The 23809-nt window shown below is 55.7% G+C and carries 23 protein-coding genes; 15 read left to right on the top strand and 8 right to left on the bottom strand.

Annotated features, from left to right (window positions below):
• Positions 1-980 precede the first annotated feature (980 nt).
• Together SGJ19_05165 and SGJ19_05170 are read right to left on the bottom strand one after the other, a co-directional pair.
• Positions 981-1700 carry a hypothetical protein gene (locus SGJ19_05165; protein MDZ4779621.1) on the bottom strand — a complete coding sequence of 240 codons (720 nt, stop codon included), beginning with the start codon at positions 1698-1700 and terminating at the stop codon, positions 981-983.
• Between the two features lie 76 nt (positions 1701-1776).
• Positions 1777-2601 carry a hypothetical protein gene (locus SGJ19_05170; GenBank protein ID MDZ4779622.1) on the bottom strand — a complete coding sequence of 275 codons (825 nt, stop codon included), beginning with the start codon at positions 2599-2601 and terminating at the stop codon, positions 1777-1779.
• Between the two features lie 304 nt (positions 2602-2905).
• Here SGJ19_05170 and SGJ19_05175 point away from each other — a divergent pair, with 304 nt between their 5' ends.
• From SGJ19_05175 to SGJ19_05225, 11 genes are all read left to right on the top strand, one after another.
• On the top strand, positions 2906-3784 hold the full coding sequence (locus tag SGJ19_05175; protein MDZ4779623.1) for a hypothetical protein: 879 nt from the start codon (positions 2906-2908) through the stop codon (positions 3782-3784).
• Positions 3785-3813: 29 nt separating this feature from the next.
• Positions 3814-4617: an ABC transporter ATP-binding protein gene (locus SGJ19_05180; GenBank protein ID MDZ4779624.1), complete on the top strand. Its 804-nt coding sequence runs from the start codon at positions 3814-3816 to the stop codon at positions 4615-4617.
• Positions 4605-5345 (top strand): ABC transporter permease subunit, encoded by a 741-nt coding sequence (locus SGJ19_05185; protein MDZ4779625.1) that lies wholly within the window; start codon positions 4605-4607, stop codon positions 5343-5345. Before SGJ19_05180 ends, SGJ19_05185 begins: the two co-directional genes overlap by 13 nt.
• A gap of 17 nt (positions 5346-5362) precedes the next feature.
• The gene (locus SGJ19_05190) at positions 5363-6418 is read left to right on the top strand and encodes an ABC transporter substrate-binding protein (GenBank protein ID MDZ4779626.1); all 1056 of its coding nucleotides are present in this window, start codon (positions 5363-5365) and stop codon (positions 6416-6418) included.
• On the top strand, positions 6418-7140 hold the full coding sequence (locus SGJ19_05195) for a class I SAM-dependent methyltransferase (protein ID MDZ4779627.1): 723 nt from the start codon (positions 6418-6420) through the stop codon (positions 7138-7140). The genes SGJ19_05190 and SGJ19_05195 overlap by 1 nt, the downstream gene beginning before the upstream one ends.
• Positions 7141-7180: 40 nt before the next feature.
• Positions 7181-7753: an ureidoglycolate lyase gene (locus tag SGJ19_05200; GenBank protein MDZ4779628.1), complete on the top strand. Its 573-nt coding sequence runs from the start codon at positions 7181-7183 to the stop codon at positions 7751-7753.
• On the top strand, positions 7746-8189 hold the full coding sequence (locus SGJ19_05205) for a nucleoside deaminase (GenBank protein ID MDZ4779629.1): 444 nt from the start codon (positions 7746-7748) through the stop codon (positions 8187-8189). Before SGJ19_05200 ends, SGJ19_05205 begins: the two co-directional genes overlap by 8 nt.
• Positions 8190-8845: 656 nt before the next feature.
• Positions 8846-10114: a TraM recognition domain-containing protein gene (locus SGJ19_05210; protein MDZ4779630.1), complete on the top strand. Its 1269-nt coding sequence runs from the start codon at positions 8846-8848 to the stop codon at positions 10112-10114.
• A gap of 186 nt (positions 10115-10300) precedes the next feature.
• Positions 10301-11188, top strand: a complete 888-nt coding sequence (locus tag SGJ19_05215) for an ArdC-like ssDNA-binding domain-containing protein (GenBank protein ID MDZ4779631.1) — start codon at positions 10301-10303, stop codon at positions 11186-11188.
• A 109-nt stretch (positions 11189-11297) separates the two neighbouring features.
• The gene (locus SGJ19_05220; GenBank protein ID MDZ4779632.1) at positions 11298-11630 is read left to right on the top strand and encodes a hypothetical protein; all 333 of its coding nucleotides are present in this window, start codon (positions 11298-11300) and stop codon (positions 11628-11630) included.
• A gap of 246 nt (positions 11631-11876) precedes the next feature.
• On the top strand, positions 11877-13247 hold the full coding sequence (locus SGJ19_05225) for an IS4 family transposase (GenBank protein ID MDZ4779633.1): 1371 nt from the start codon (positions 11877-11879) through the stop codon (positions 13245-13247).
• 391 nt (positions 13248-13638) lie between these two features.
• On the opposite strand, the gene SGJ19_05230 is transcribed toward SGJ19_05225, so the two are convergent.
• Both SGJ19_05230 and SGJ19_05235 read right to left on the bottom strand, forming a co-directional pair.
• The gene (locus SGJ19_05230) at positions 13639-13851 is read right to left on the bottom strand and encodes a hypothetical protein (protein MDZ4779634.1); all 213 of its coding nucleotides are present in this window, start codon (positions 13849-13851) and stop codon (positions 13639-13641) included.
• A gap of 49 nt (positions 13852-13900) precedes the next feature.
• Complete coding sequence (locus tag SGJ19_05235; GenBank protein MDZ4779635.1) at positions 13901-14392, bottom strand: TIR domain-containing protein; 492 nt, start codon at positions 14390-14392, stop codon at positions 13901-13903.
• A gap of 123 nt (positions 14393-14515) precedes the next feature.
• On the opposite strand from SGJ19_05235, the gene SGJ19_05240 reads away from it, so the two are divergent.
• Complete coding sequence (locus tag SGJ19_05240) at positions 14516-14962, top strand: hypothetical protein (GenBank protein MDZ4779636.1); 447 nt, start codon at positions 14516-14518, stop codon at positions 14960-14962.
• A gap of 197 nt (positions 14963-15159) precedes the next feature.
• On the opposite strand, the gene SGJ19_05245 is transcribed toward SGJ19_05240, so the two are convergent.
• From SGJ19_05245 to SGJ19_05260, 4 genes are all read right to left on the bottom strand, one after another.
• Entirely contained in the window at positions 15160-15291 is a 132-nt protein-coding gene (locus tag SGJ19_05245; GenBank protein ID MDZ4779637.1) for a hypothetical protein, read from the bottom strand.
• A 67-nt stretch (positions 15292-15358) separates the two neighbouring features.
• The gene (locus SGJ19_05250) at positions 15359-16114 is read right to left on the bottom strand and encodes a hypothetical protein (GenBank protein MDZ4779638.1); all 756 of its coding nucleotides are present in this window, start codon (positions 16112-16114) and stop codon (positions 15359-15361) included.
• Positions 16115-16145: 31 nt separating this feature from the next.
• Positions 16146-17225 carry a M48 family metalloprotease gene (locus SGJ19_05255; protein ID MDZ4779639.1) on the bottom strand — a complete coding sequence of 360 codons (1080 nt, stop codon included), beginning with the start codon at positions 17223-17225 and terminating at the stop codon, positions 16146-16148.
• A 1-nt stretch (position 17226) separates the two neighbouring features.
• On the bottom strand, positions 17227-17787 hold the full coding sequence (locus SGJ19_05260) for a hypothetical protein (protein ID MDZ4779640.1): 561 nt from the start codon (positions 17785-17787) through the stop codon (positions 17227-17229).
• Positions 17788-18493: 706 nt separating this feature from the next.
• On the opposite strand from SGJ19_05260, the gene SGJ19_05265 reads away from it, so the two are divergent.
• The 3 genes from SGJ19_05265 to SGJ19_05275 all read left to right on the top strand — a co-directional run bounded on the left by SGJ19_05265 (position 18494) and on the right by SGJ19_05275 (position 23761).
• On the top strand, positions 18494-18766 hold the full coding sequence (locus SGJ19_05265; protein MDZ4779641.1) for a hypothetical protein: 273 nt from the start codon (positions 18494-18496) through the stop codon (positions 18764-18766).
• Between the two features lie 155 nt (positions 18767-18921).
• Positions 18922-20028, top strand: coding sequence for a CHC2 zinc finger domain-containing protein (locus tag SGJ19_05270; GenBank protein ID MDZ4779642.1), 1107 nt, complete (start codon positions 18922-18924; stop codon positions 20026-20028).
• 502 nt (positions 20029-20530) lie between these two features.
• On the top strand, positions 20531-23761 hold the full coding sequence (locus SGJ19_05275; protein ID MDZ4779643.1) for a metallophosphoesterase: 3231 nt from the start codon (positions 20531-20533) through the stop codon (positions 23759-23761).
• The last annotated feature ends 48 nt before the right edge of the window (positions 23762-23809 follow it).

Below are 23809 nucleotides of genomic sequence, written 5' to 3' on the forward strand. Positions count from 1 at the left end.
CTGGAATCGCGGTGCCAGAATTTGGGGTGCCAAGACATGGCTCTCAGGCCATGTCGAGCGGAGTCGGTGTGCGTAATTCGGTTAAACAGCGCACGACTTAACTTGTGTGGCGAATTTACCGCGCATCCACCTGCGCGCCAAATCCTCATTTTCGTACCACAAACGCCAACAATAGGGTTAGCCGACCCGTGTATGCCACCGCGGCGGCCAGATCCGTTGCGAGCGACTCGCTTTGAGTTATAACCTAGGAGCAGTTGGCCAAAGAGTTGGGTGCAGGATACTCAATGATCAGCCGCTGGAAGGTCGGGCAAACTGATCCGCAAGGAAATTGGATCACCAGCGTTCAGCGGTTCCTCGTGGAACGCAAGGTTTGTCGTAAGAGATAGCCAATAGTGAGCGATCTTATCCAGACCAGCGTCGCGGAGTCGCCGCCGACTACAGCCGCGTACCCAGCAATCGTAGACATCCTACCGCGACCAGCCTGCGACACCCAAGTTGCTCTGAGACCAAGACGTGCGTTAAGGAGATTTTTGATCCAGCGCCCGAGCCATCAAACCGCCAAATGCCCATAATCGATTTGTCCCTAGCGATCGAGGCAAAGTTGCAGTGAATGAAGGGTGCGTTGTGCGTTACGTTGGCCCGCCGTTTTCTGAAATGGTCGAGTTGGGCCTTCCGCGGTCCGATCCGATCGGGTAGGGCGTATCGATAGGCATGTTTCAGAAGTTGCCGTGGAGCATCGCCCGCGGATCGCTCGGCGGGCGTTGGGTCGTCGCGGTGCGTTTAGGAGGGATGTGCGGAACCGGTCGCCACTATTCTTTCATTAGTTTGTGCGGCATCATGGGTGTCGAGTAGCTTATCAATGATTCATACGCCGCCGCTGTTCATTGTCTCCAGGCCGACCGTAAATCAAATGCACGGGAATCAAAAAACCGCCGGCAGCGTGCCCGGCGGTTTTGACGTTGACGACAGTGTGAAATTGCTCATGGTGCGAAGGTCGTGACGACTCCGGTTTCTTCGTCGACCAGTGTAACCGGGGACGCGTCATAGCTGATCCGGAGTTCCTTGCCAGCAAGCTTTACCTTTCGGATCAGTATGTGGCTCAGCTGGCCGGTACGGGCTAGATGTACGCCGCCGCACGGAAGTGAGGCAAGTTCGCCAATCTTGATCTCACGGTTTGCATGTGGATCGCCAAGGACGGCAACGAGCATATCGGCGTTGATGGCGGCGGCCAGATCTTTCTGGATAATATTGACGAACTGTTCGATTGGAACCGACAGTGGGCCGGTGAAGACGACGCGCGCTTCGTCCTTCCAGTGGTGACCGCCAGTGGCTTTGAGTGCTGGAAAGCGCTGCTCAACCACGTTCGCAAGAACATGGCCGGCAGTGTGTAATGCGGCGTTGGATCGACGAACGTCGTCATCGACTTTGGCGTCGACGAACTGACCTTGCACAAGGCCGGCCGCAGCCGACTCAAGCGCAATTTCAACGTCGCCGTCCGAGGTCTTGTGCGCGTCGAGTACGCGAAATCCGCCAATCGTTCCGACGTCGGCGCGTTGGCCGCCACCCTGGGGGTGGAAAATACAAGGGTCGGTTCGCACGATGGTTTCACCGTTGGCGGAAGTTGTCGCAGACACTATCAAAACCTTGGAATGAATAGGCGGATTCGGAAGCAAATAAACGAGTGATTTTTTGACGTGCATGTTGGTGTACTCCTTAAGTAACGCACGATGCAGCCGCCCGGTCAAACGATGACCGGGCAGGCTGTATCAGGATAAATCACGAGTGAACAAACAACGGGCGATTATCGCCGGCGTACTGGATGAACGATGACACCGACAGGCGCACCCCTTCGCCCTCGCATGCGGTCACGGCGTGAATACGACGCGCTGAACCAATGAGCAGCCCGCCGAGCGGTGGGTCGATCGTTACTTCTGGCTCGCCAAGCACGTCGCGACAAAGGCCGTAGCTGTCACCGTCGCGCAAACGATCATATTCGGCACGGTCGGTGATTCGGCGATCCCAAATTTGAAGCTTGCCGCCGCCTACGGTTTTCGAGCAGTACACGTTGATAAAAAGTTGATCGAGTGACGCTGAGGTTTCTTCCGCCGGAAAATCGATGTCAGCGCGATCGTCGTGGGGCAACGCGGCACCGCCGCTGCGGAACATACGAGCAAGACCGGCGAAACAAACGCGGCCGTTAACACGCCAAAGGGAAGCCCCATGCGGCCACACCAGATCGAGTTCACGAATCACGCGATCGATTGGATACGCAAATGGCGAAAAGTGATCGGAGATGGCGGCCATCATTTCTGCGGCGCCGTCAAAATACGATTCGCAAAATTCTTGGCCCAAACAGCCGAAAAGCGAGCTACCCAGCGTGCCAATCGCCTCGGCACCGGTGCCAGTTTCGTAGCTGGTCCAACGATCGAATGACAACAGGCGGCGTGTGAAGAGCGCGCAATCAGCGGTGGTGTAATACTGCGGAACGATGAACGCCAGCGCATCACCCGAGGTCACCGCCTGAAGCGCGGCGAGGGAAATACGCGGCACAATAAGGACGCGATCGTGCGTGAGGGCACGATGATCAAGAAAGTTGGACACGACGTAGCCTCCGAAGTTAGGTCGGAGCGCCTTTTCCTTGCACACGAACACATGTTAGTGTAAAATAAGGAACGGAAGTGTTGGCTCCGGCCGACATTTGTTTGTGCCCCGCGGACACTCGTAATGTCCGCGGGGTTTTCATATTTCAGACCAAACCGACACGCTTCACATCAACTAGCCCAATGCTATTGCATTTTCAAAAACCCCCAAGTGTTACCAGTTACAATAACGACTAGGATTGTATGAGTCAAGAAGATTGCCAGAAAAATTTGCCTTTTCAATGATTGTGAGAAACAATAGTTGCATGGCGAACAAACCGACCATTCAGCTTGCGAAAGTTTTCAAAGAGGCTTTGAAGGCGGCTGGCCGGACCCAAATTGGTTTTGCGGATTCAATCCAAGTGGACCGTTCTCAATTTCGCGTTCATCTCAAGCGCAACACATTTTCGATCGAGGAAACCGAGGCGATTGCTGATTTCCTCGAGGTGGGTCGAGAGCGGTTGGCCGAACGATTCGATTTTGCCGTCGCCACGCAACGACAAGAGAGCCGTCGCAGCCCCGCCAAAGTTGCGAAGGAGAACGTTCGGCTCGGCATTGCGCGGAATATCCGGTCCAAGTCTACCGACCTCCAGTCCGGCATTCTTGACCTCTATCGCGCACTGGATGAAGACGATCTTGTGGTGATTTGTTCCGTGAACTTGCTTCCGCTCGAACTGACTCCAGGTGGATGGAACTTGCTTCGCGATGCCTGGATTAGTGCCGTGAAGCGCGGTTGCTGCTTTGTTTACATTCGGCCGGCAGACACCGTACTGGAGAGAATTTCAAATGCCCGCTTGCATGGAGGGATAGACGGTGCCCGAGTCGCTGCAGATCATTTGAAAATGAGACAGTCGCTCATGGCGGTTGACCTTTCGAAAAAGGACATCGATTCCCGTGTCCACCTGATAGCGACCGAGTGGTGCCCGTTCTGGGCATGGAACATGCGATTCGGGTTTTACTCCGTCGTGACATCAGAAGGCAGACGCGAGAGGGAACTTTTCGGGAGATTTCCATTTGGCGGTCCGAGTGCAAATCGAGACTTGCTGCTCTACACGGACATAGCGACGTGCGACAGTTGCATCGACTATCTGGTCCATGAATTTGATCAGAGTGACAAGCTTCGTGCCCTACTCCCCCGTTTGTAATAACTGAAAAAAGTTAACGTGAGGTATCTGTGTTTCTGCTCAGCGTCCACAACGTCTCGAAGTCCTTCCCAAGTCCTGCAGGCCCGTTGCAGGTCGTGAAGGATCTGTCGCTGTCGGTGCGATCGGGGGAGGTGATCAGCCTGTGCGGACCCTCTGGCTCGGGCAAGACGACGATGCTTCGCATGATCGCCGGATTAGAAATGCCGTCGTCCGGCCAGATCAACTACGGCGACTACACGCCGAGTGAGGGTGTGGGGTTCATATTTCAAGACCCAGTGCTATTGCCTTGGCGTACTGCATTCGAAAATGTTCGGCTCGCGCTCGAGCTTGGGCCGAATCAACGGGTGGAAGATATTGGTAGCGCCATTAACGAGTTGTTGACGCAGGTTGGACTTCGAGAATTCGCGCATTACCACCCGAGGGCGTTATCGGGCGGCATGAAGGCTCGCGTCGCGCTAGCGCGGGCGTTGGTGCGCCGTCCACAACTGCTGCTCCTCGATGAACCGTTCGCGTCGGTGGACGAACTTACGCGGTCAACCTTGTATGCCACGTTGGCGTCGCTGGTGGCGAAGTTGAACATCGCGTGCGTGCTGGTGACGCATTCCATCTATGAAGCGGTTCTGCTTTCGGACCGCGTGCTAGCACTGTCGCCACGACCGGCATCTGTGCTTCAAGAATACAATGTTGAGATTGGTCTGCAGGATCGCCTTAGCGACCCTGATAACCAGAAACTCGGCGATATCCGGCGACAGGTTCGCGCGGTCTTAGCGACCGTGCAAGTGGGTGGCAGCACCGCCTCACGAGAGGAAGGGGTAGCAACATGGGGCGCATAGTCTTTAAGTTTGTCGCTACCATACTTGGACTCCTGATCATGTGGGAACTTCTCTGTTGGTTGATCGGCGTGCGTTCCTACCTGTTGCCTCCACCGTCGATGGTTTTTCGCAGCGGATGGGAATACCGACAAGCCCTATCCACTGACTTTCTCTATACGCTGGTGGAGTCGGTCTGCGGATTCGTTCTGGCGCTTTTCATCGGGCTACTGTTGGCATCATTGACGTTCATCATAAATTCGACTCGCCGGCCTATAATCGTGGTCGCGGTTTCGCTCAAGTCGGTTCCCATCGTGATCTGCGCGCCTATCTTTCTCCTGTGGTTTGGATATGGAATGACTGCCAAGCTGCTGCTTGCGGCGGTTGTGGCGCTGTTTCCCATCCTGGTCGCGGGAGTTGAGGGGATTTCCAGTGCAAGTCAGGCCGAACACGATCTGTTTCGCGCATTCGGGGCAACGCGTTGGCAACTGTTCCGCAAGTTGATCGTTCCCCGGAGTGTACCGATGTTGATCGCGGGCATGCGCATTTCCGCCCCCAGTGCGGTGCTTGGAAGCTTGATCGCAGAGACGGCCGGCGCAAGGCACGGCCTTGGGGTGACGATGACGATCGCGTCGGCGAATCTCAACTCGGGCCTGGTGTTTGCCGCCGCGATGCTTGCCGCGGCGCTTGGTCTGCTGGCGTTTACGTCGGTTGCGGGCATCGAGTGGTGTCTTCGAAAATACACGTCTTAGTTTAAGAAGGAGTTCGTATGTCCAAGAAAAAGGTCACCATCGTTGTCACCGTTGTTGCGGTGACGGTTATTGCAATCGCTGCTGCGCTCCTGCCGAAACCCGGTAGATTGGGGCCCGAGACCCGAGCACCGGCCACCCAGCCGCAACCTGAAAAGCTGACGTTCCGGTTGAAGTGGTTTATCTACAGTTCGTTTGCTCATCACTTGATTGCGCAAGAGAAAGGGCTCTATGCACGTGAGAATCTGAACATTGATATCCGGCCCGGCGGTGCTAATGTCGATCCGATCAAGTCCGTCATTGCCGGCGAAGACGACATCGGGCTTGCCAGCTATGCGCAGATCCTATTGGCCCGTGAGAAGGGAATCCCGATCATCGCGATTGCGGAGGAATATGTGAAATCGGGCGTTGTGGCTTATTCGCTTCAAGAGTCTGGAATTAAGGAGCCGAAAGACTTTGTGGGAAAGAAAGTAGGTCTTATTCCCGCTTCAGACACCGGCACCGTCTACGAAGCGCTGATGGCCAAGCAGGGCATCGATCGAAAGGGAATTACCGAAGTGACCATCGGCTTTGATCTGACGCCCCTTTTGACTGGAGCAATTGACGTGTCCACTGTTGGATATGTGTCGAATCAGCCGATTGCCGTCGCACAGAAGGGCCATGCTGTGAACATTATCGACCCGTGGAATTATGGTATTCGCCCGGGTGGCAACGTGGTGTTTACTACCGAACAGAAGCTTCGCGAAAAACGCCCGCAACTGAAAGCATTTTTGCGTGCGATGCTTGAGGCGATCAGTGAATCGCAGAAAATGCAGGACGCTGAGGTTGTTGACATCGTACTTAAGCTCAATCCGAATCTGAACCGCCAAACTGAGCTTGAAGTCTGGCGAGTCACGAAAGAACAATTATTATCGCACGAACCGGGAAAATCAGGCCTAATGCCCGAAGGAACCTGGAAGCACACAGCCGAGATCTTCAGCGCATCGGGCGTATTGAAGCGCGTGCCGGATATCGAATCGTGCTATACGAACGACCTCGTCCGCGAAATTCATGCCGAGCGATCGGCAGGAAAATAATGCGACAGAACATTTTTGATAATCCGAGCTTCCTGAAGGCGTATCTGGCGTATCGGTCGCGGGGAGACTGCCCGACTGAAAAGCTCGCATGGCCGGCTCTGCAGAGAATGCTGCCGCCATTGCAGGGACTACATCTGCTCGACATTGGCAGCGGCATGGGTGAATTCTGCCTCGCTGCCAGTAAGGCTGGCGCGCTCAGCGTGACGGGTATCGATATTTCCGCTCAGATGTGTGCATTAGCGCAAAAGAATACGAACGCCGTCCAGAACATCCGATTGATTAATTTGCCTGTCGAAGATTTCGAAACACGCCAGCAGACCTATGATCTAGTGGTGAGTTCGTTGTCTCTCCACTACGTCGAATCCTTCGCCAATGTTGTAAAGCGAATCGCGAGTTGGCTGCGGCCCGGCGGGCAGCTGATCATGTCAATCAATCATCCATTCTACACAGCCAACCTTGGTGCCGATGGCACCTCCGCCATCGTAGATTACCACTTAGACGGTCCACGTCCGCACAAGTGGTTTGTAGATGGTGTTGTGAAATACCATCGCACATTTGAAACAAACATACGAGTGTTTCAACACGCAGAACTTCAGCTTGCGGATCTTTCGGAGGTGTCTGCAAACAGCTCATGGAAGGAAGAACAGATCGGCCAATTGATGCCGCTGTTCGTGTTCTTTAAGTGCCTGAAAATCGCCGGGTCATCTCAGAGCTGGCGTTGACCGGAATGGGAAGGCGCTAAAGGACTTTCTTGGAGATGTTGTGAACCAGATTATCCTGAACGCGGAGCGAGCCACAGCCAGCTCGGTCGCGCCGTTCGGATGTCTGGTCGATCAGATCGTTTCAGATGCGCGGCTTCCCATACCGTTCTACCCGCACGTCGACGAAGGCATCAACCTGCCGTTCGAGCACACGGGACGGGCGGTCATTCGGACGGCGCGAGTCTTTCCCACGAACATGCCGGTCCGGTGGCTGGAGCGGCATCTGAACCTCACTCAGTTCTTCCTCGGTTTGGGCAGTGCCGATTTTGCTCTCGTGCTGGCCAAGCCAGATTGCCATCCGCCAGACGGAATCAATCGTACTCCGGACCTATCAAGCCTGCGTTGCTTTGTCTTCAACGGCGGCACAGGCATCGTCTTATCGAAAGGGATCTGGCACGACTTTCCGATCGCGATCCATGAGCCTGTGACTTGCCTGATCGCCAACTCCTTCGAAGTCATTCAGGCGTTAATCCAGATCGGCAAGCCTGCAGAAATGGATCAAGGCGATGTGTTCAAAATCAATCTGCCCACACGTCTAGGTTGTGAAATCATCGTTAGGAGTGAAAATGACTGATGCCGAAATCATGGGGCGGATCATTGATGCCGCGAGCAAGAACACAAAAGAAGGAGGGCGTCCATTCGCGGCTGCAGTTGTCCACGGCGGATCCATTATCGCAGAAGGCGTTAATACAGTTCACGTCACGCATGATCCATCAAGCCATGCTGAGATTGAAGCAATACGAGCAGCAAGTCGTTTTCTTCGATCACCCGATCTTTCTGCATGCCGACTGTATGTTTTGGCAGTTCCTTGCCTCATGTGCGCTACTTGCATTGTCTTGAGCAAGGTCAAAAAAGTTGTCTACGCTGTTGGGTTGGTGGAGAAGGACAAAGCGCTTTCTGAATCGGTTTCAACTCAGAGATCGACGGTCGAATATTGCCAATTAGACAACTTTGCCGCCGCCGGGGTTGACGTGTTAGCAGCCTGGACTAAACGGCAGACCGCTAGATAAAGAAGTAGGTGTTGCGTGATTTGTACGATGGCGCAACGACTTTGATTGTGTGACAGTTGGAGGTCGAAGTAAGCCGAGGTTCCGGCGCCTGTAATCGTGCTTTTCGAACTGCTGCCTAATCGATTTTCAACCGAAAGGTGTCGAGGTGTGACTAAAAACTGGGGACAGCCGCGGCAAGCTAAACGGCTTATCTAGATCGGTCGGTCGATGAATACGATGCCGTCGCCGAGTTGTCGCCACTTGCACTCGGCTTCCCGCGCCAGAAACTGAAACGGCGTGAAAGCAAACTTTCTTGCCTGTAAGGTACTGAATGGCGCGGTTCGGCCACCACGTCCGGACAAACGCGAGGCTTACTTCACCTTCCAGAATTCGCAGGAAAAAAGGTGAAATAAACCCATATGTTTGATAGCGAGGATCGCTCCGCCAAGCAGATCAGGCTGACCGACCGACCTGTTCTCGCTCGGCAGCTGACTTGCTCGCGGACGATATGAAATCCGGAGTATAATACTTCATCCGCAATTGCTTCTGACGTCCGGCCGAGCCACCGAATATCCCGGCGACTCCTAAAAATGGTTTGTCGCTGATGTGCACGGGGTTGTGTCTTTCGACGACGCAGACGACATCGACGTGCCGGAACGGTGGCTCCGCCGGGGGCCATGGATGATTTTATTCAAATGGGGGAGCGGGATATCTGGGGCGGCCAACGACGGCCGTTCGGGCTTTCGCTTGCTTCGCGACAGCAGCATCTTCATGTGATCGGCGGCAGCGGAACCGGCAAGAGTACGCTGTTATTGTCGATGTTCGAGCAGGATGTTCGATTGGGCCGCGGATGCAGCATCATCGATCCGCACGGAGACTTGGCCAGCCGTGCATTGTCGCTCGTGCCGCGTGAGCGCGTGAATGATGTCGTCTATTTCGCGCCGGCCGATTTGGAGCATCCGATCGGCTTCAACCTGCTCGCCAACGTGCCCGCCGATCGGCGGCATCTGGTAACTGATGCGATTGTGAGCGCATTTCAATCGATCTGGCGGGATTCGTGGGGGCCAAGACTTCAGTACATTTTATCCAACGCAATCGCCGCGTTAACAGAATGTGAGAATGTGACGCTGTTAAGCGTTCAGCGGATGCTCGTGGACGGTCGTTACCGCGATTGGGTCACGCGGCAGGTAACCGATCCGATCGTGCGGCGGTACTGGCTGATCGAATTTGCGACGATGGACAGCCGGTTGCGCAGTGAAGCGATCAGCCCGATCCTTAACAAAGTCGGCAGCCTGCTTTTGTCCGGCCCGCTCAGGAATGTGCTCGGCCAAGTGAGCACCCGCCTGGACATTCCATTCATAATGGATCGCAACAAAATCCTCGTCGCCGACATTTCCAAGGGCCGATTGGGCGAAGCCGCCAGTGGCCTGATCGGCGCATTGCTGGTCTCGTCGTTCTATACCGCGTCGCTGTGGCGGGCCGATCAACCGGAAGCCGACCGTGCTCCCCACGCACTTCTCGTGGATGAATTTCAGAACTTCGCCGGCACCAACTTCGCCGACATTCTTTCTGAATCGCGTAAGTTCAAACTTTCGATTGCATTGTTTCACCAACACCTTGAGCAAATTGCTCCGGAAGTCCGCGACGCGGTCGCCGCTAACGCCGCAAACACCATCGCGTTTCGCACGAGTGAGAAGAATGCTGAAACACTATCCCGTCAGTGCGGCGGTTTCTATCCGCCTTCGACATTTAGCGGGTTGCCGAACCACACGGTTGTGGCTCGACTGCTCGACGGCGGGGAACACCTCGATCCGTTCATCGGTCACACGTTGCCTCCGCCAGTCGGTGCCGATCGGGTGAAAGAACGCATCATTCGATACTGCCGGCAGCGCTATTCAACGCCGCGAGCCGGCGTCGAAGATCGATTGCGGCAGTGGATGGCCTGAAACGCGGCTTCGGTAACACCGGCAAGCCACCAACAATCCCAAACTATCCACTGTGGATAACCGCGCCTAGGCGACTGTACAAACCCGCCCGATCCGTGCTTGGATGAAGGCAGAATCCCACCGTTCCTTTGTTAATCGATCATCAACTGTTTTTACGTCCCGCCTGATCGGGACAGGAGGTTGTCTATGTCCGCTCATCCCACCGCCCGTCCGCCGCCGGACTGGTCGCAACTGTTGATTGATGCCGTGGCCAGGCCCGGCGTCATCTCATCGGCATACTCCCGTTTCTGGCACTATTCGGTCGGCAATCAGTTGTTGGCGATGTTCGAGTGCCTGTTTCGACAGATTCCGCCTGGGCCGATCCACACCTACAAGGGTTGGCACAAGCTCGGTCGGCAGGTGAAGAAAGGGGAGAAGGCGATCTCGCTGCGCATGCCGGTGCAGGTGCGTCGCAAGAAAAGCGAGCCGCCGACCAATGACGACGGTGATCCGATGGTCGGTGATGGCGCAGAGCGCAACGCCGGTCGTGCCACCCGCACGGTGTTCGCCTTCAAACCTCATTGGTTTGTGTTGTCACAGACTGAAGGGGAAGACGTCCCGCCAACGGAGTTGCCGGATTGGGGTGAACAGCGGGCGTTGGAGCGACTGAACATTCAGCGTGTTCCATTCGACAACCCCAACGGCAACGTGCAAGGTGTCGCGGCCGAACGCACGGTGGCGGTGTCGCCGATCGCGGTGCTGCCGCACAAGACGTTGTTCCACGAACTGGCGCATGTCGTTCTCGGCCACACCGCGGAGCTTCGCCGGATGGATGATCACGAGCGGACGCCGGTCAACCTTCGCGAAGTCGAAGCCGAGTCGGTGGCGTTGATCTGCTGCGAGTCGCTGGGATTGCCCGGCGATGATTGCTGCCGCGGTTACATTCAAAGTTGGCTAAGCCGAGGCAGCGACGGTGCAATCCCGTCCCGCTCGGCCCAGCGCATCTTCCGGGCCGCCGATGAGATTCTAAAAGCCGGCTACCCGTACGAATGTTTGGGCCAGTTCCTTCGCTCGCCCGAACCCGAACCCGTCTAGTTCCTTCCCAACCCGTTCACTGCGCAAATTGGATTCTCCGCATTCGTCGATCGCTTGATCGACCGGAAATTCGCTGCGCGCTGAATCCGTCGAAATAAGGAGTTTGATCATGGCCTCTGCAAGTTCCAACACGAAACCGCCCCGCGCCACGTCGGCACCGTCGTCCATGTCGGGCAACGCCGCCGCCGGTGCGGGTGCCAAAAGTGTTCCCGTTCACACCGTCCGCCACCGCCGACTTAAAGCGGCGATCTGGCAGAACCGGGTGGACTCTGGGATTTTCCACAACGTGACCGTCACCCGCAGTTACAAGGTGAACGACGAATGGCACGAAACGTCCAGCTTCGGATACGACGATCTGCCGATCGTCGCCAAGCTGCTGCTGGACTGCCACACATTCATCACCAACCTCCGTGCCCGCGACAGTGAGAACGGCCGGGGTTGATCGAATCGTTGGCGGTGTTTTCCGCCGAGAGCCAAGCTTCAATGCTTGGCTCTTTTGTATGTCCTGGTGACACGAGTTACGACCAAACCGTCGAACGGAAGCCGTTGCAATTTAATGGGTCATACCGGAATGCCATCCGCTTAGTCCATAAGTCCGCGCTACCGCGCGCTTTATGAATCGTAGCGCGAAACGCGGCCTCCTGTCAGAATGGTGGTGTGTTTGTCACCAACCAACAGGAGGCCACGGATGGCCATTGTCGCTCGAACCCTTGCGGGGATCAAATCTGATCCCTTGTTGTTGATCGGCGGAGCCGATCGCATCAACACACTTTTCACTCAGGCCGAGCACGTCTGGCGCGATCGGCTGCTCGATCCGGCCACGATCCTCAAGCTGTTCATCTTACAGGTGCTGCACGGCAACACGGCCATCACGCATCTGCGACACTTGTGCCAGACGGCGGTCTGCCCGTCGAGTTATTGTGACGCGCGGGCGCGATTGCCCCTGCTGGCGATGGCATCGGTGATCGAGACGCTGTGTCGTGATTGTATCGAATGCACGCGCAGCACCGCCGCGACGTGGCTCGGGCGGCGCGTGTTGATCGCCGATGCCACCAACTGCTCTACGCCCGACACGCCGGCGATGCAGCGGCTCTGGCCGCAACCCGATGCGCAGCATCCCGGCATCGGCTTTCCGATGATCAAGCTGCTGGCACTGGTCGATCTGGCCACGGGCCTTATCGTGCAGTTGTCGATGTTCTGCCTGAACGTCCACGAAATGAGCCAGGCCGCCGCGATGTCGTCTATGCTCCGGCCCGGCGACGTGCTGCTGGGCGACCGCGGGTTCTGCTCGTTCGCGCATCTGGCCATGCTGGCATTGAAGAAACTCGACGCGGTGTTGCGTGTTCATCAGAAGCATCTGGTCGACTTCACCCCGAATCGTGCGCACCAGCGACGCGGCAAAAAGCGTAAACGCGGCATGCCGACGTCGCGCTTCGTGCGGCGGCTGGGCGCCGATGATCAACTCGTCGAATGGGTCAAGCCGCCAAAGCCGCCCGTGTGGATGACACAGCAGCAGTACGATGATCTGCCTGCGACGATGAGCTTACGAGAACTTCGTTACTGCATCACGGTTCCCGGCCGGCGGACACGCGTCGTGACGATCGTGACGACGTTGCTGGACCCGATGCGTTTTCCGAAGCGCCAGATCGCCCAGCTCTACGGCCAGCGGTGGGAGATCGAAACCAACTTCCGCCATCTCAAACAGACAATGAAAATGGATCAACTCAAATGCAAAACCCCGGACGGCGTGATGAAAGAACTGCTGGTGTTCACGCTGGTGTATAATCTGGTGCGAACCGCGATGTGCGCCGCGGCAGGAAACGTCGTCGATCCGAACCGCGTGAGTTTCATTGATGCCGCGCGTTGGCTGATGAGCGTCAATGCGGTCAAGTCGGCGCCGGGCGACGGCTGCTTGCGGACCGACCTGATCATCAACCCACCCCGCCCCGGCCGCTGGAACCCACGCGTCCTGAAACGACGAATCAAACCGTACGACTTGATGACAAAACGGCGATCTCAGTACATGCAACCAACAGCAAACACAGAGGATATGCACTAAACGGATGGCATTCGGGTCATACCGCGTATGCTCTCGGTGCGACATACAATCGCACTTTTTTGTAGAAAATCAGGGTACCCGGCGAGCACGCGAAACTACCGGCCTGTGCCACGGCCGGAGTGCCGCAGCCAGCTCAAACATCCACGCAGGCAACTCCCCTCGCGGCACCGCGATATTGTGGGCGGTAATTTTCGCTCGCCCGCTTACGGGAGAGGGCAGGTGGGGGCTCGTCGCTCTGGCTTTGGCCGCGTAGCTATAGAACTGCTGGCCGATAATCCTCGTCGGGCGGATGCGGTAATCGATATTCTTTGTGCCGCGAAAGGATCCGCTCGGCGTAGGCTGGCGGATGGAGCGGGCACGCATCAGAAGCGCTATCGGCGCTTCCGGTGGCCTACTTGCCTTTTCCCTTGTTCGGCGATTGGTTCGTCGGCTTCAACGAGATGTTGTTGTCGGACGCGATATTGCGCACCGATCCCTCGGTTCGACCGATCATCCCGCCGATCACCCGAGTCGGCGTGTTCTCCTTCGCCAACTCCTTGACCTGCCGCACGATCGCCGGCGTAACCGGCTTCCCGCTGTTCTTGTTCCCTTGCCACTTCGCCATGTCAGAGCTCCATTTCTCCGGCAAACATTTATTCTGGCTTACGCCACAATCAATACTTCTCCCGAATCTTCACCGCCTCGTCAAACCAAGCCGCTAAATTTTCAGCGATGTAACCGTAAACCTGCTTGCTGTCGTAGTAGGGCGGGTTGTAAGTCTTGACGATGGTCGTCATTTCGGTATCGCCCACCTTGAACCCTTGGAAGGGGTTGTTTCCTTGGCTTGACGTATTGGCGCTCAGGTCCTTCAACCCGTGGATGTAGACGCCGACCAATCCCTTCTTTTCGTTCCACGCTTTCTTGATCTCGTAGTTGATCCATTTACGGCCCGCCGTGCCCGCACCGATCAGCACGACGGCGCAGGACTTCCCGTAGAGCTGGTCGTCGATCCACTTTTGAATCGCAGCGTCGCCGGCGCGCGTAACGGATTCCCAATCGTTATCCGATGCGGGCTTGTTTCCTTCGACGGTTCCGATGTTCCGCACTTGGGCAGCCCGTGAGCAGTCGGGTTTGTAATGGAAGCTGTAGAATGCGCGGCGGGCCATTTGGATTCCTTCAAAGTTCAACAGGTTTACCCTTGTGACGGTTGTTCGGCAAGAGTAAGAAATTTGCCATTTCGCTCAGAACGTCGTGCAATTGCTGAAAATGACCTCCCGGAGCGTCGGTAAATGGAAAAACCGGACATCAATTCACAGGCCGTCGGCGCGCAGCTTGCCATCTATCAGGGCATCATAACTCGGATGGCCAACAACGCCGCCTCCTGCAAGACATTGGCGATCACGATCGTCTCGGCGATTCTGGTCGTTCTCGCCGACAAGGACAAGCCTCAGTACGCCTACATTGCAGCCGTTCCGGTGGTCCTTTTTTTCCTGCTCGATGGTTACTACCTGCACCTCGAACGCTGCTTCATCGGGTCGTACAACAAGTTTCTCCGACACGTCCATGAGGGAACGGCGACTGAACAGGAGTTGTTTCGCATCGCTCCGCCGCGAGGTCTTGGTACGCTCTGTAAGGGCGTCGGCGTCAGCATCTTTTCGGTGTCCGTGTGGCCGTTATATCTGACACTTGCAGCACTGACCCTGCTGATGCGTTTCCTGCTGTTCAAAGGGCCGTGAAGTCGGTCGTAGCCGTCGCGGTTCAATCCTCTTGAGCCGCGGGCGCAACTTGCCAAATGCTTGCGTGCTGTCGCGAGCTCCCCGGGATCTGGCGAAATCCTGCGAGGATTTGCGTATATGGAGCGGGGAACTTGCTTAGTAGAACGTCGCACTCGCGAAAAGCTCTTCGAATTAACCGAAAAATCCCGCGCATGAAGCTATAAATCCACATCGATCCAAAACGCCAGCGGCGTGGCTAGGAAGAAGTTGCCGACAATTCCGATAACAATGCCACGCGGCTTCTCAAAGCGCACTAACCAGCCGGGAGGTTTGGCGTTGGCCAGTCCCATCCCGATCAATCCGACCCAAATCAGCAATTGCAGCAGGCTGAGCGCACTGAGCCCAACACGATAATGCTTATGAAGGACTATAAGTCCTCTTATGCCGACGATGCCGAAGGGGATAGCTAACGGAAGGATCGAAAGCAATCCCGCGGGCCACAGGGGCCAGGGATGAGTGAAGTCCGGTTCTGCGCCGAACACCGACGTCAACACTTGATAGGAGAGGGGTGCTAGCAGAAATGCCGAGATCGGGAGTATACCGGCTGAAACGAGCATCCGTCCTTCCTGCACTGGCCAGTACCTGAGTAGGTACCCCAGCTTGGGCCCGGGTTCGAATCTCGTCGAGACCGATCAAGGCGACGGTGAAAGTTCTCGCCATCACGCAGATCACGGTGAGATTGATAACTCCTTCGATGAACTGCACCGTGAGCATGATGCCGTCGCGTTGGTCCGGCCCGTTCCCGAGCGTAAAGAACAACGCTTCCTTCTTCAGAAACGTAATGATCAGGTACACACCTGCAAGGCCGCCCAGTACATTCCAGCCCCACAATCGGAACCGCTTGACGGCACTTGGATTGGCCCAGAGTTCTGGTTGGGCACCAATTTTCTGAATTCCATGCACGACGAGCAGCGCGGCTAACGCGCTTGCGAACATCGCCCAAAGACTCGGATCGTCGAGCCTGCGCGACAACAATTCGGAGATCGGCGCGCCCGCCGAGGATCCACGAACTCGCTTTTCCGCTCCAATCTGGACGTATTTCAGCGCGAGAAGTGCGAACGGCGTAAGCAAGATAAACAGCGACCACAGTCGCATAGTCAGCATTTGGGGCATGTCGTGTCCTTTCAGATGCGAAGCGTATACGCTACTTTCGCACGGCGGGTTTGGGAGCCTCGCGGCGTAAATCCTTAACGTCGAGATTACGAATCGTTTTCGACATTTCCGCACGCAACTTTTCATCCTCCAGCACCAAGGCGAAGTGATAGGCTGCCAAGCGCGCATTCCACATCTCCGCTCGGATGTTCGGCGGCATGTCCTTGACCTCGGCGAGCGCGTTCAAGAAATCGACTGCTGCGGTGATACGGCTCATTTGCGGCGGATGCGTCCGTTGTCCAGGCAGTGGATCAACTCCCTCGACGCACACAGTCCATGCGACAAAGACATACGTCATCGGCAGTGCTGTGTAACCCATTCGATAGAGCAGGCGAAAAGCGTACTGGTCGGCCTCAACCTCCCGCAAGCGGCTCATCGCGAGCTGGAATGGATCCCGTTCGCCCGGATCGCAGCCGGGATGACCCAAGACGACGTGACCGACTTCGTGTGCGACCACGAAGAAAAGGCACTCAAGATAACTGTTGATCGCTCGCTCGCGTACGCGATCCGGGACATCCTGATGTTTCCAGCCAAGCGCCTCCGTCGGAGTTCGAAGTTCTGCGAATCCTGGGTTTGTGGCCAAGTATGCGCAATACAACTGAAAGAACGGATCGCGAGGATTCTTTGAAAGCAAATACTCCTCGCTTATGCACATGGCTTCGCATACGGCATACAAGGTCCTAGCACCGCCAAGCGTTACTGTGACTTTCGCGGGCACCTTGCCGATTTTCCCGTGGGCGAAGAAACCAAACGGAGTATCATCGTCAGGGTTGAAGAAAAATGCGTCGTTGGGAACAAAGGCTCTATCAGATTCCGCAAGATGATCAAACACGACTTCCCAAGCATGTTCGGCGGCAACCTTTGCCGCTTTTGACTCATCTGCTCGCCACTGGGCGAGCAATTGATACATTGCAGTTTCAGAGGGTTGGGTCGTCGCCTTTGTTAGCGGGGTTGTTTTTGTCGCGTCGGATCGTCTAGTTTCAAGTTTTACCGGCGGACCAACCTCGCGGACCGTGGCCGCACAACCTGCGATGAAAATTACAGTCGTGAATATGAGATGCAGCGGAGGCATCTCACGGCTTCTCCGGGTATCGTGACTTGATGGTTTGTAAGGTCAAAGCGCTAAAAGGAACCATTTTACCGTCTTCAATCACGGCCCGCGCATCCCTCACGGCCTGATCCACAAGCTTGTTGTGCAGTCCAATCAAGCCGTCCAAGACGACCTTAACGCCACTGGCGATCGCAGCTGCCGTGACAGGGTCCGGCACCGGCACCACGCCACTTCCCATTAGTTTTGGCCCGTCTTCCAGAAATTTTTTCAAGGAAGCACTCGCGTCGTGTTGTTCGAACTTCGCTTTCGGCACATCGATTCTCTTGGTGAGCCGGAGATTCGAAACGACCGGGTCGAGAAATCCGTTCACGTCGCCAGCAGCCTCGTCGTACATCGTTTCCGCCAATTTGTGTTCGGCACTCTGCGTGGACGGAAAGCGAGTCTTGAGCTTATATGCCAATACCTCGGCCTTTGCCTTCTTTGCCAGGCACGCGTCGATCCCATCAGTGTTGACAACTTTTACGCACCCGACCGCAAGAAGAGCGAGGCAGCTTAAAGCGGCGGGAAGGTAGGTGACACGCATTGGCTAGGCTCCTAAATTTTGAGATATCTGGGAACGCTGACAACTTATCGACAAGCTTTTTTCCCATCGGAATCTCGTACTTTTCCTGCGACTGAAACAAGCAACGCTTACGCGAGTGGCGACTCGCAACTCGATTAACTAGAGCCGACTGAACCTCGGCAACAATATTCTAGTTCACTCATTTCACGACTTTGTTATGATAGACGATGCCATTTCCAACAGCAAAACAAAAGCAACGTTCACACATAGCAACGATCATGGCAAATTTTACTTCCATCGCCCGACGATCTGGCTTGGCTCGATGCAGTCCTTCAGGGCGGCAGTAGGCATCCGGCTATTTTGCAGTTGACGCCCGCCGATGAGGCGTGGTTCATGTCGTTGGAGTTAAAGGGGTTTACGGTTGCACACGCCAAGATCATTGTTGAACTGCGCTGAAGACGATCGACCGCGACAGCGTGAACGCTCGGGGTCATAGGTGCAATGGTCGGCAGCGGACGACGCGGAACAGGAAACTTTTGAGGAAGATCTCCAACGTACATCTGCCAGTTGTCGGTTGGCGATCACTTGCGCCGACGCCTGACCTGTGGCACTCTAAACGCGGAGTGTTCTCCACAACTATCCCGCGCTCACGTTCGTGAGAATTCCGCTGCGATCACGTTGATCGCCAGCTGGTAGCGGTAATCCGATTTCATTTTAAGGAGCAGTCATGGAAACCATGAAGTTTCCGTTGGGGCGGTGCGTCATCACGGCCAACGCCGGTCGCACGCTTGATCCCGACGACGTAAAGACGTCGATGGATCGCCACGTCAAAGGCGACTGGGGCGAATTGTGCGATGAAGACCGGGCGAGCAATGAAATCGCCCTGACTCAAGGCTCGCGATTGTTCAGCCGTTACACCGACCGCGGTCAATGCACATTTTACATCATCACTGAACACGACCGATCGGTGACCACCGTTCTACTGCCGGACGACTACTGATGACCAGTTTGGAAAGAGTGGCATTGCTGCCGAATGGGATTCGATTGCCACGAAGGAAATGAGGCTTACCACCTCGTAGATCGTGCAACACATTCATCGAGCCGGGGGTGTTCTCCGGCTCTTTTCCATTCGCGATAACTCAAAAGGAGGCCGTCATGGCTCAATGGATCGACTTCCGCGCCCTGCGCGCACAACTCAAAATCGCCGACGTGCTGGCGCACCACGGCGTAGTGATGAAAGTCAAAGGCGATCAGTCCAGCGGGTTCTGCCCGCTGCCGGGGCACGAAGACCGCAAGTCGCCTTCGTTCTCGGCGCATTACCGCAAGAATTGTTTCCACTGTTTCGGCTGCGGCGCTAAAGGCAACGCGGTCGATCTGGAAATCCTTCTCATGGGACTCGATCCCGCCGATCCGAAATCCGCCCGCGCCGCAGGACTAAAATTGGCCGAGCGGTTCGGGTTGAATGTGACCGGCGAAAAGCGAACGGGTGAGGAAGTAAAACGGGACGGCAAGCGGTATGCCAAGCGACCCGGCAATGAATCGGTGACCGCCGGGCAGCCGCCAAAATCGATCGCTGTAACGGTTGATCCGATTATTGAGCCGGACGATGAAGCGGTGTCGATGGCTGCGCAAGTGAACCCGCCGCTGGGATTCACTTTGCAAAACCTCGATCCGAGTCATGCGTACCTGCTCGGCCGCGGTTTGAACGCGGAGACGATCGAACACTTTGGCCTCGGATTTTGCGGCAAGGGGATGCTGAAGGATCGCATCGCTATTCCGTTGCACAATGAAGCGGGCGATTTGATCGGCTACGCCGGTCGCGCCGTCGATGATGCCAGTATCACTGCCGACAACCCGCGTTATCTGCTTCCGGGGCGACGCGAACGCGACGGAAAGTTGATCGAGTTCCGGAAATCGCGCGTGTTGTACAACGCACACCGAATCGAAGACTTGGTCGATTCGCTAGTTGTCGTCGAAGGGTTTGCGTCCGTGTGGTGGCTGTGGCAACACGGCATCCAGAACGTCGTCGCATTGATCGGGTCATCGGCTTCGGAGTGGCAGATCGCCGCAATCTGCAAACTCGTGACCGAACGAGCCAGACTGTTTGTTCTTCCCGACGGCGACGCTGCCGGTGTGCAACTCGCGCACACGCTGATCCCGCACCTCGCAGCCCGGCGCTGGTGTACCTGGGTCAAACTGCTGGCCGATGAACAGCCGACCGACTTGGACGGGGAGATGCTTGCAGCACTGCTGTCGTCCTGAATGCCAACGTTGAAGCATTATAGAATTTTGAATAATTCGAACGGACCGTAGCACGATGTGCTGCGGTCTTTTTACACAATTGCTTTAACTACGCCACGAGACGACCAACCGTTGACGCTACTCAATCACCGGCAAAAGCGGCTGTAAAATGAGCGTGGCGACAATCGCGGCCACGGCACGGGCCGTCTGCGGGTCGAGCGACGGATCGGGAACCGGAACGTATTCCATAAAACGTGTGAGCTTAGATGATAAGAAATTGATTTTATCATGGGTCAGTAGTGACCACTGCCTTGACAAACGTAGCCTGCGATAGTGAATAGCGCTAACCAGTTCAGCCCCAGGAGCGGCATCAGCTTCACCGCCGCGATGAACTGCTCTCACACACCTACGGGACAGGCAGTAAGAGATTGACGAGGCATTGTTACACGCAGTCGACCATCCTTGACTTCACCCCAACACGCCCGCGCATCGAATCTGCCCGGCGACGCTGTAGAATCTCGGCATGCCCATATTACTCGTGCAGCTCAGCGATCTCCACGCGACGGACGGATCTGAACCGATCTTCAAGCGATGGGACGCGGTATTGAAGACTGTTCAAGCGGAGCTTGACGACACCATCGAAGCGTGCGTAATCGTTTTCGGAGGTGACGCGGCGTTTGGCGGCAAGGAGGATCAATTCAGCTTGGCTTCGGGACTACTAACCGGCCTCAAAACGCACCTCACGTTTGTAAAGCCAGATTTACCCGTACACATTCTTGTTGTCCCGGGCAATCATGACTGCGACCTTACGTCAGAGGATTTGGAAGCAAGAATCACATTGCGCGCCAAAACGTCGAACCAAATGCCAGCCTCTTCGACAGCGCGTTTCCTACTCGGAGCACAACGAGACTTTTTTGAGTTCTCAAAATTGGTGAATCCGGACGGCGCGGCGTTCTCACTCGAAAACCCTTTCTATCGGCACTTCGATCTTGTGCTGAAGCGTACAACGGTTCGATTCCATCTGCTTAACTCATCGTGGACATCGATAATTCACGAGAACGATGATCTTCGGTTTCCACTGGAAGCATTTACACCGCCTGCGACCGACGCCCATTTCGCGGTCGGCGTCATCCATCATCCGCCCCACTGGTTCCTTATGCCGAGCGTTCGGCGCGAACTGAGGGACCTGCTTGAAACAAATTGCGATCTCCTGCTCACCGGACATGAACACGAGAACGAATCGAGCCGGCGGTTGGTGAAGGAAGGCGGTGAAATCGCATATCTTGAGGGAGGAGTGTTGAGCGACACGCCGACCTCAGATTTGTGCTTGTTCAACACAGTTCGCCTTGATTTTGAGAGTCAAACACAACTGGTTAAGCGGCATGCATGGGATACAGACCACTTTGAGCTCGACGCTATCGCAAACCCGTCGCCCCTTGACGTGAATCGATTCCGCATCGACCGGAAGTTCCGGTTGCGGGCACAGTTCGAAGAGTGGCTCGACGAACTCGAAGATCCACTTACTCATCCTCGGCAGGAAGACCTCCGGCTTTCACACCTCTTCTCGTACCCTGATCTGCGACGCATCACTCAGGTCGCGGATGGCGGCGAGTCGAAGCCCTCGGAAGTCATTGACAGAATAAAAAGCGGAGACGTATTTGGCGAATTGAGCCAAGCGAGCCGGGCGCTTGTCGGAGGCGGTGATCGGGCTGGGAAGACTAGTTTACTCAAACGGCTTTTTGCGGATTTGCATCGGTTGGGGCGCGTTCCGCTCTTCCTCAGAGGAACAGAGCTCCCGAAGTCTGGGAACACTGAACACCTTCGCAAGCAAATCATGCACGCGGTCGAGCAACAGTATCAATACCTAACCCCGGCCGCGTTTGAGCAAGTGGGCACCGACCTGAAGGTTTTGCTCGTCGACGATTTTCACGATGCCCCATCCGACGCTGGCGCGCGACGCAAGATTCTCGACGCGATCGGTGGTAGGTTCAAGGATATCGCATTGACAGCAAGCGACGACCTGTTCATCGAGCTTCTCAACCGTCGAACTGGCGAGGATATTTCTCAGCTGATTGCCTACCAACGGTATGAAATCGGCGATTTTGGACGGCAACGACTCGAAGAACTCGCACTTCGCTGGACCTCGATCGGGCGCGGCGAGAGAGACCCCGCCGAGTTACGATCTGTGGCGCTCGATTTGTGCGACAAAGTCCAATCGCTGTTGACAACGGCAGGACTTCCGCACACCCCGTGGCTGCTGGTCGTGATTCTTGAGCATGACGAGTCTCCCGACGCGACGATCGCTGCGAAAAACGGTGACTACGGGCACCTCTACCACGCGGTCATCACGGTTCGCCTTGCCAAATCGAAGTTTTCTCGATTCAATTTGTCCGGCAAGTTTACATATTTGTCCGAACTTGCATATCACCTCTTCAAGAAGAAACAGCCGGTGCTGAATGACGCCGAGGCGCGTAAATTCCATGCCGATCATTGTGCAAAATTTGATCTCACGCTCGCGTTTGAGCAGGTGCGGGACGATCTGGTTGATACGCGAATGCTGCGACTCGACGGAGACGAGGTCGCATTCCGGCAAACGTACGTTTTTTCCTTTTTCGTGGCCTACTGGCTATCGCGGAACATCCACCGCCCGGAAGCAACCAACGTCATCCGCGAGTTGACTCAGCGGCTGCATCACGAGGTATCGGCAAACGTATTGGTCTTCCTCTCGCACCTAACGGACAACCCTATTGTACTGGACGAAATGCGTGCGGCAGCAGCGAAGTTTTTTGAGAGTGCAAAGCCGGCGACGGTCGAAAACGACGTTGAGCCCTTGAATAAGTTACCTGGCGTCGAGGGCTTCTTCGCGCTGCCATCCACCGCGCCCGACGTGAACCGAAAGCTTCTCCAAGAGCTGGAAGACGACGCTGCAGCGAAGCGACGGGATCGACAGCTCCATGATGGGAGGCTCGTGCGGGTGGTTCCCAACGGCGATGAACAAGACATACGCGAGGAACTCCACGCAACATTGAATGACGTCCGAGGAGCGTTGCGGACGATACGAATTCTCGGTCAAGTGCTGAGAAATAAGGCTTTTTCGACTGAGGGGCCCGAGAAGCTATCGTTGATGCAGGAGGTCTTCGGGGTGCAACGTCGGCTTCTTGGTTTCCTTTTCCATCACTTGAAGGATTTGCGACATATGGTCATGGATGTTCGGAAACGTTTAATGCCAGTGCTCGTAAGATCGAAGGTTAAGGAGAACATCGAGAAGGCACGGGCCGCTGGAGGATCTGATAAAGATGCTGAGGCGGGGAAATTACGGCGCGCGGAATTAAGGGACCTCTGGCGTGAAGCGGGAATCATGTCAAGCAGATTCTGGTTCGAGACTTACTGGATGGCAACTTTTGGACTTACGAAGAGGGTCGCCAATGCCATTGGATCCAAAGATTTGGAGTCGACTTTGAACAGGTTGCGCGCGACTGATCCTGCCATTCCGATTGAACTCGTAGATTTGGTTGTGCGGTTAAACCGACGAACGCCCCACATTCCGGTAGATGAAATCGTACGACTTCATAAGAAGCTCAATAAGGCTGGCAACAAAGTGGCACGAGTCGTGCTCGAAGCAGTGACTTGGGAGCGGTTGTTGCTAATCGACACCGATCAGGCTCAGAAACAGGCGGTTTGCAAGCAGATGGATATCGAAGTTCCGGTGCAATCGCTCAATCCGAGTCGGAAGAAGTTCGGTAAGCGGAGGTAATTGCAATGCGCATGTGCAGGCTGTGACAGTAGCCGTTCGCAACTAAAG

The sequence above is a fragment of the Planctomycetia bacterium genome, assembly GCA_034440135.1.
Lineage (GTDB): Bacteria > Planctomycetota > Planctomycetia > Pirellulales > JALHLM01 > JALHLM01.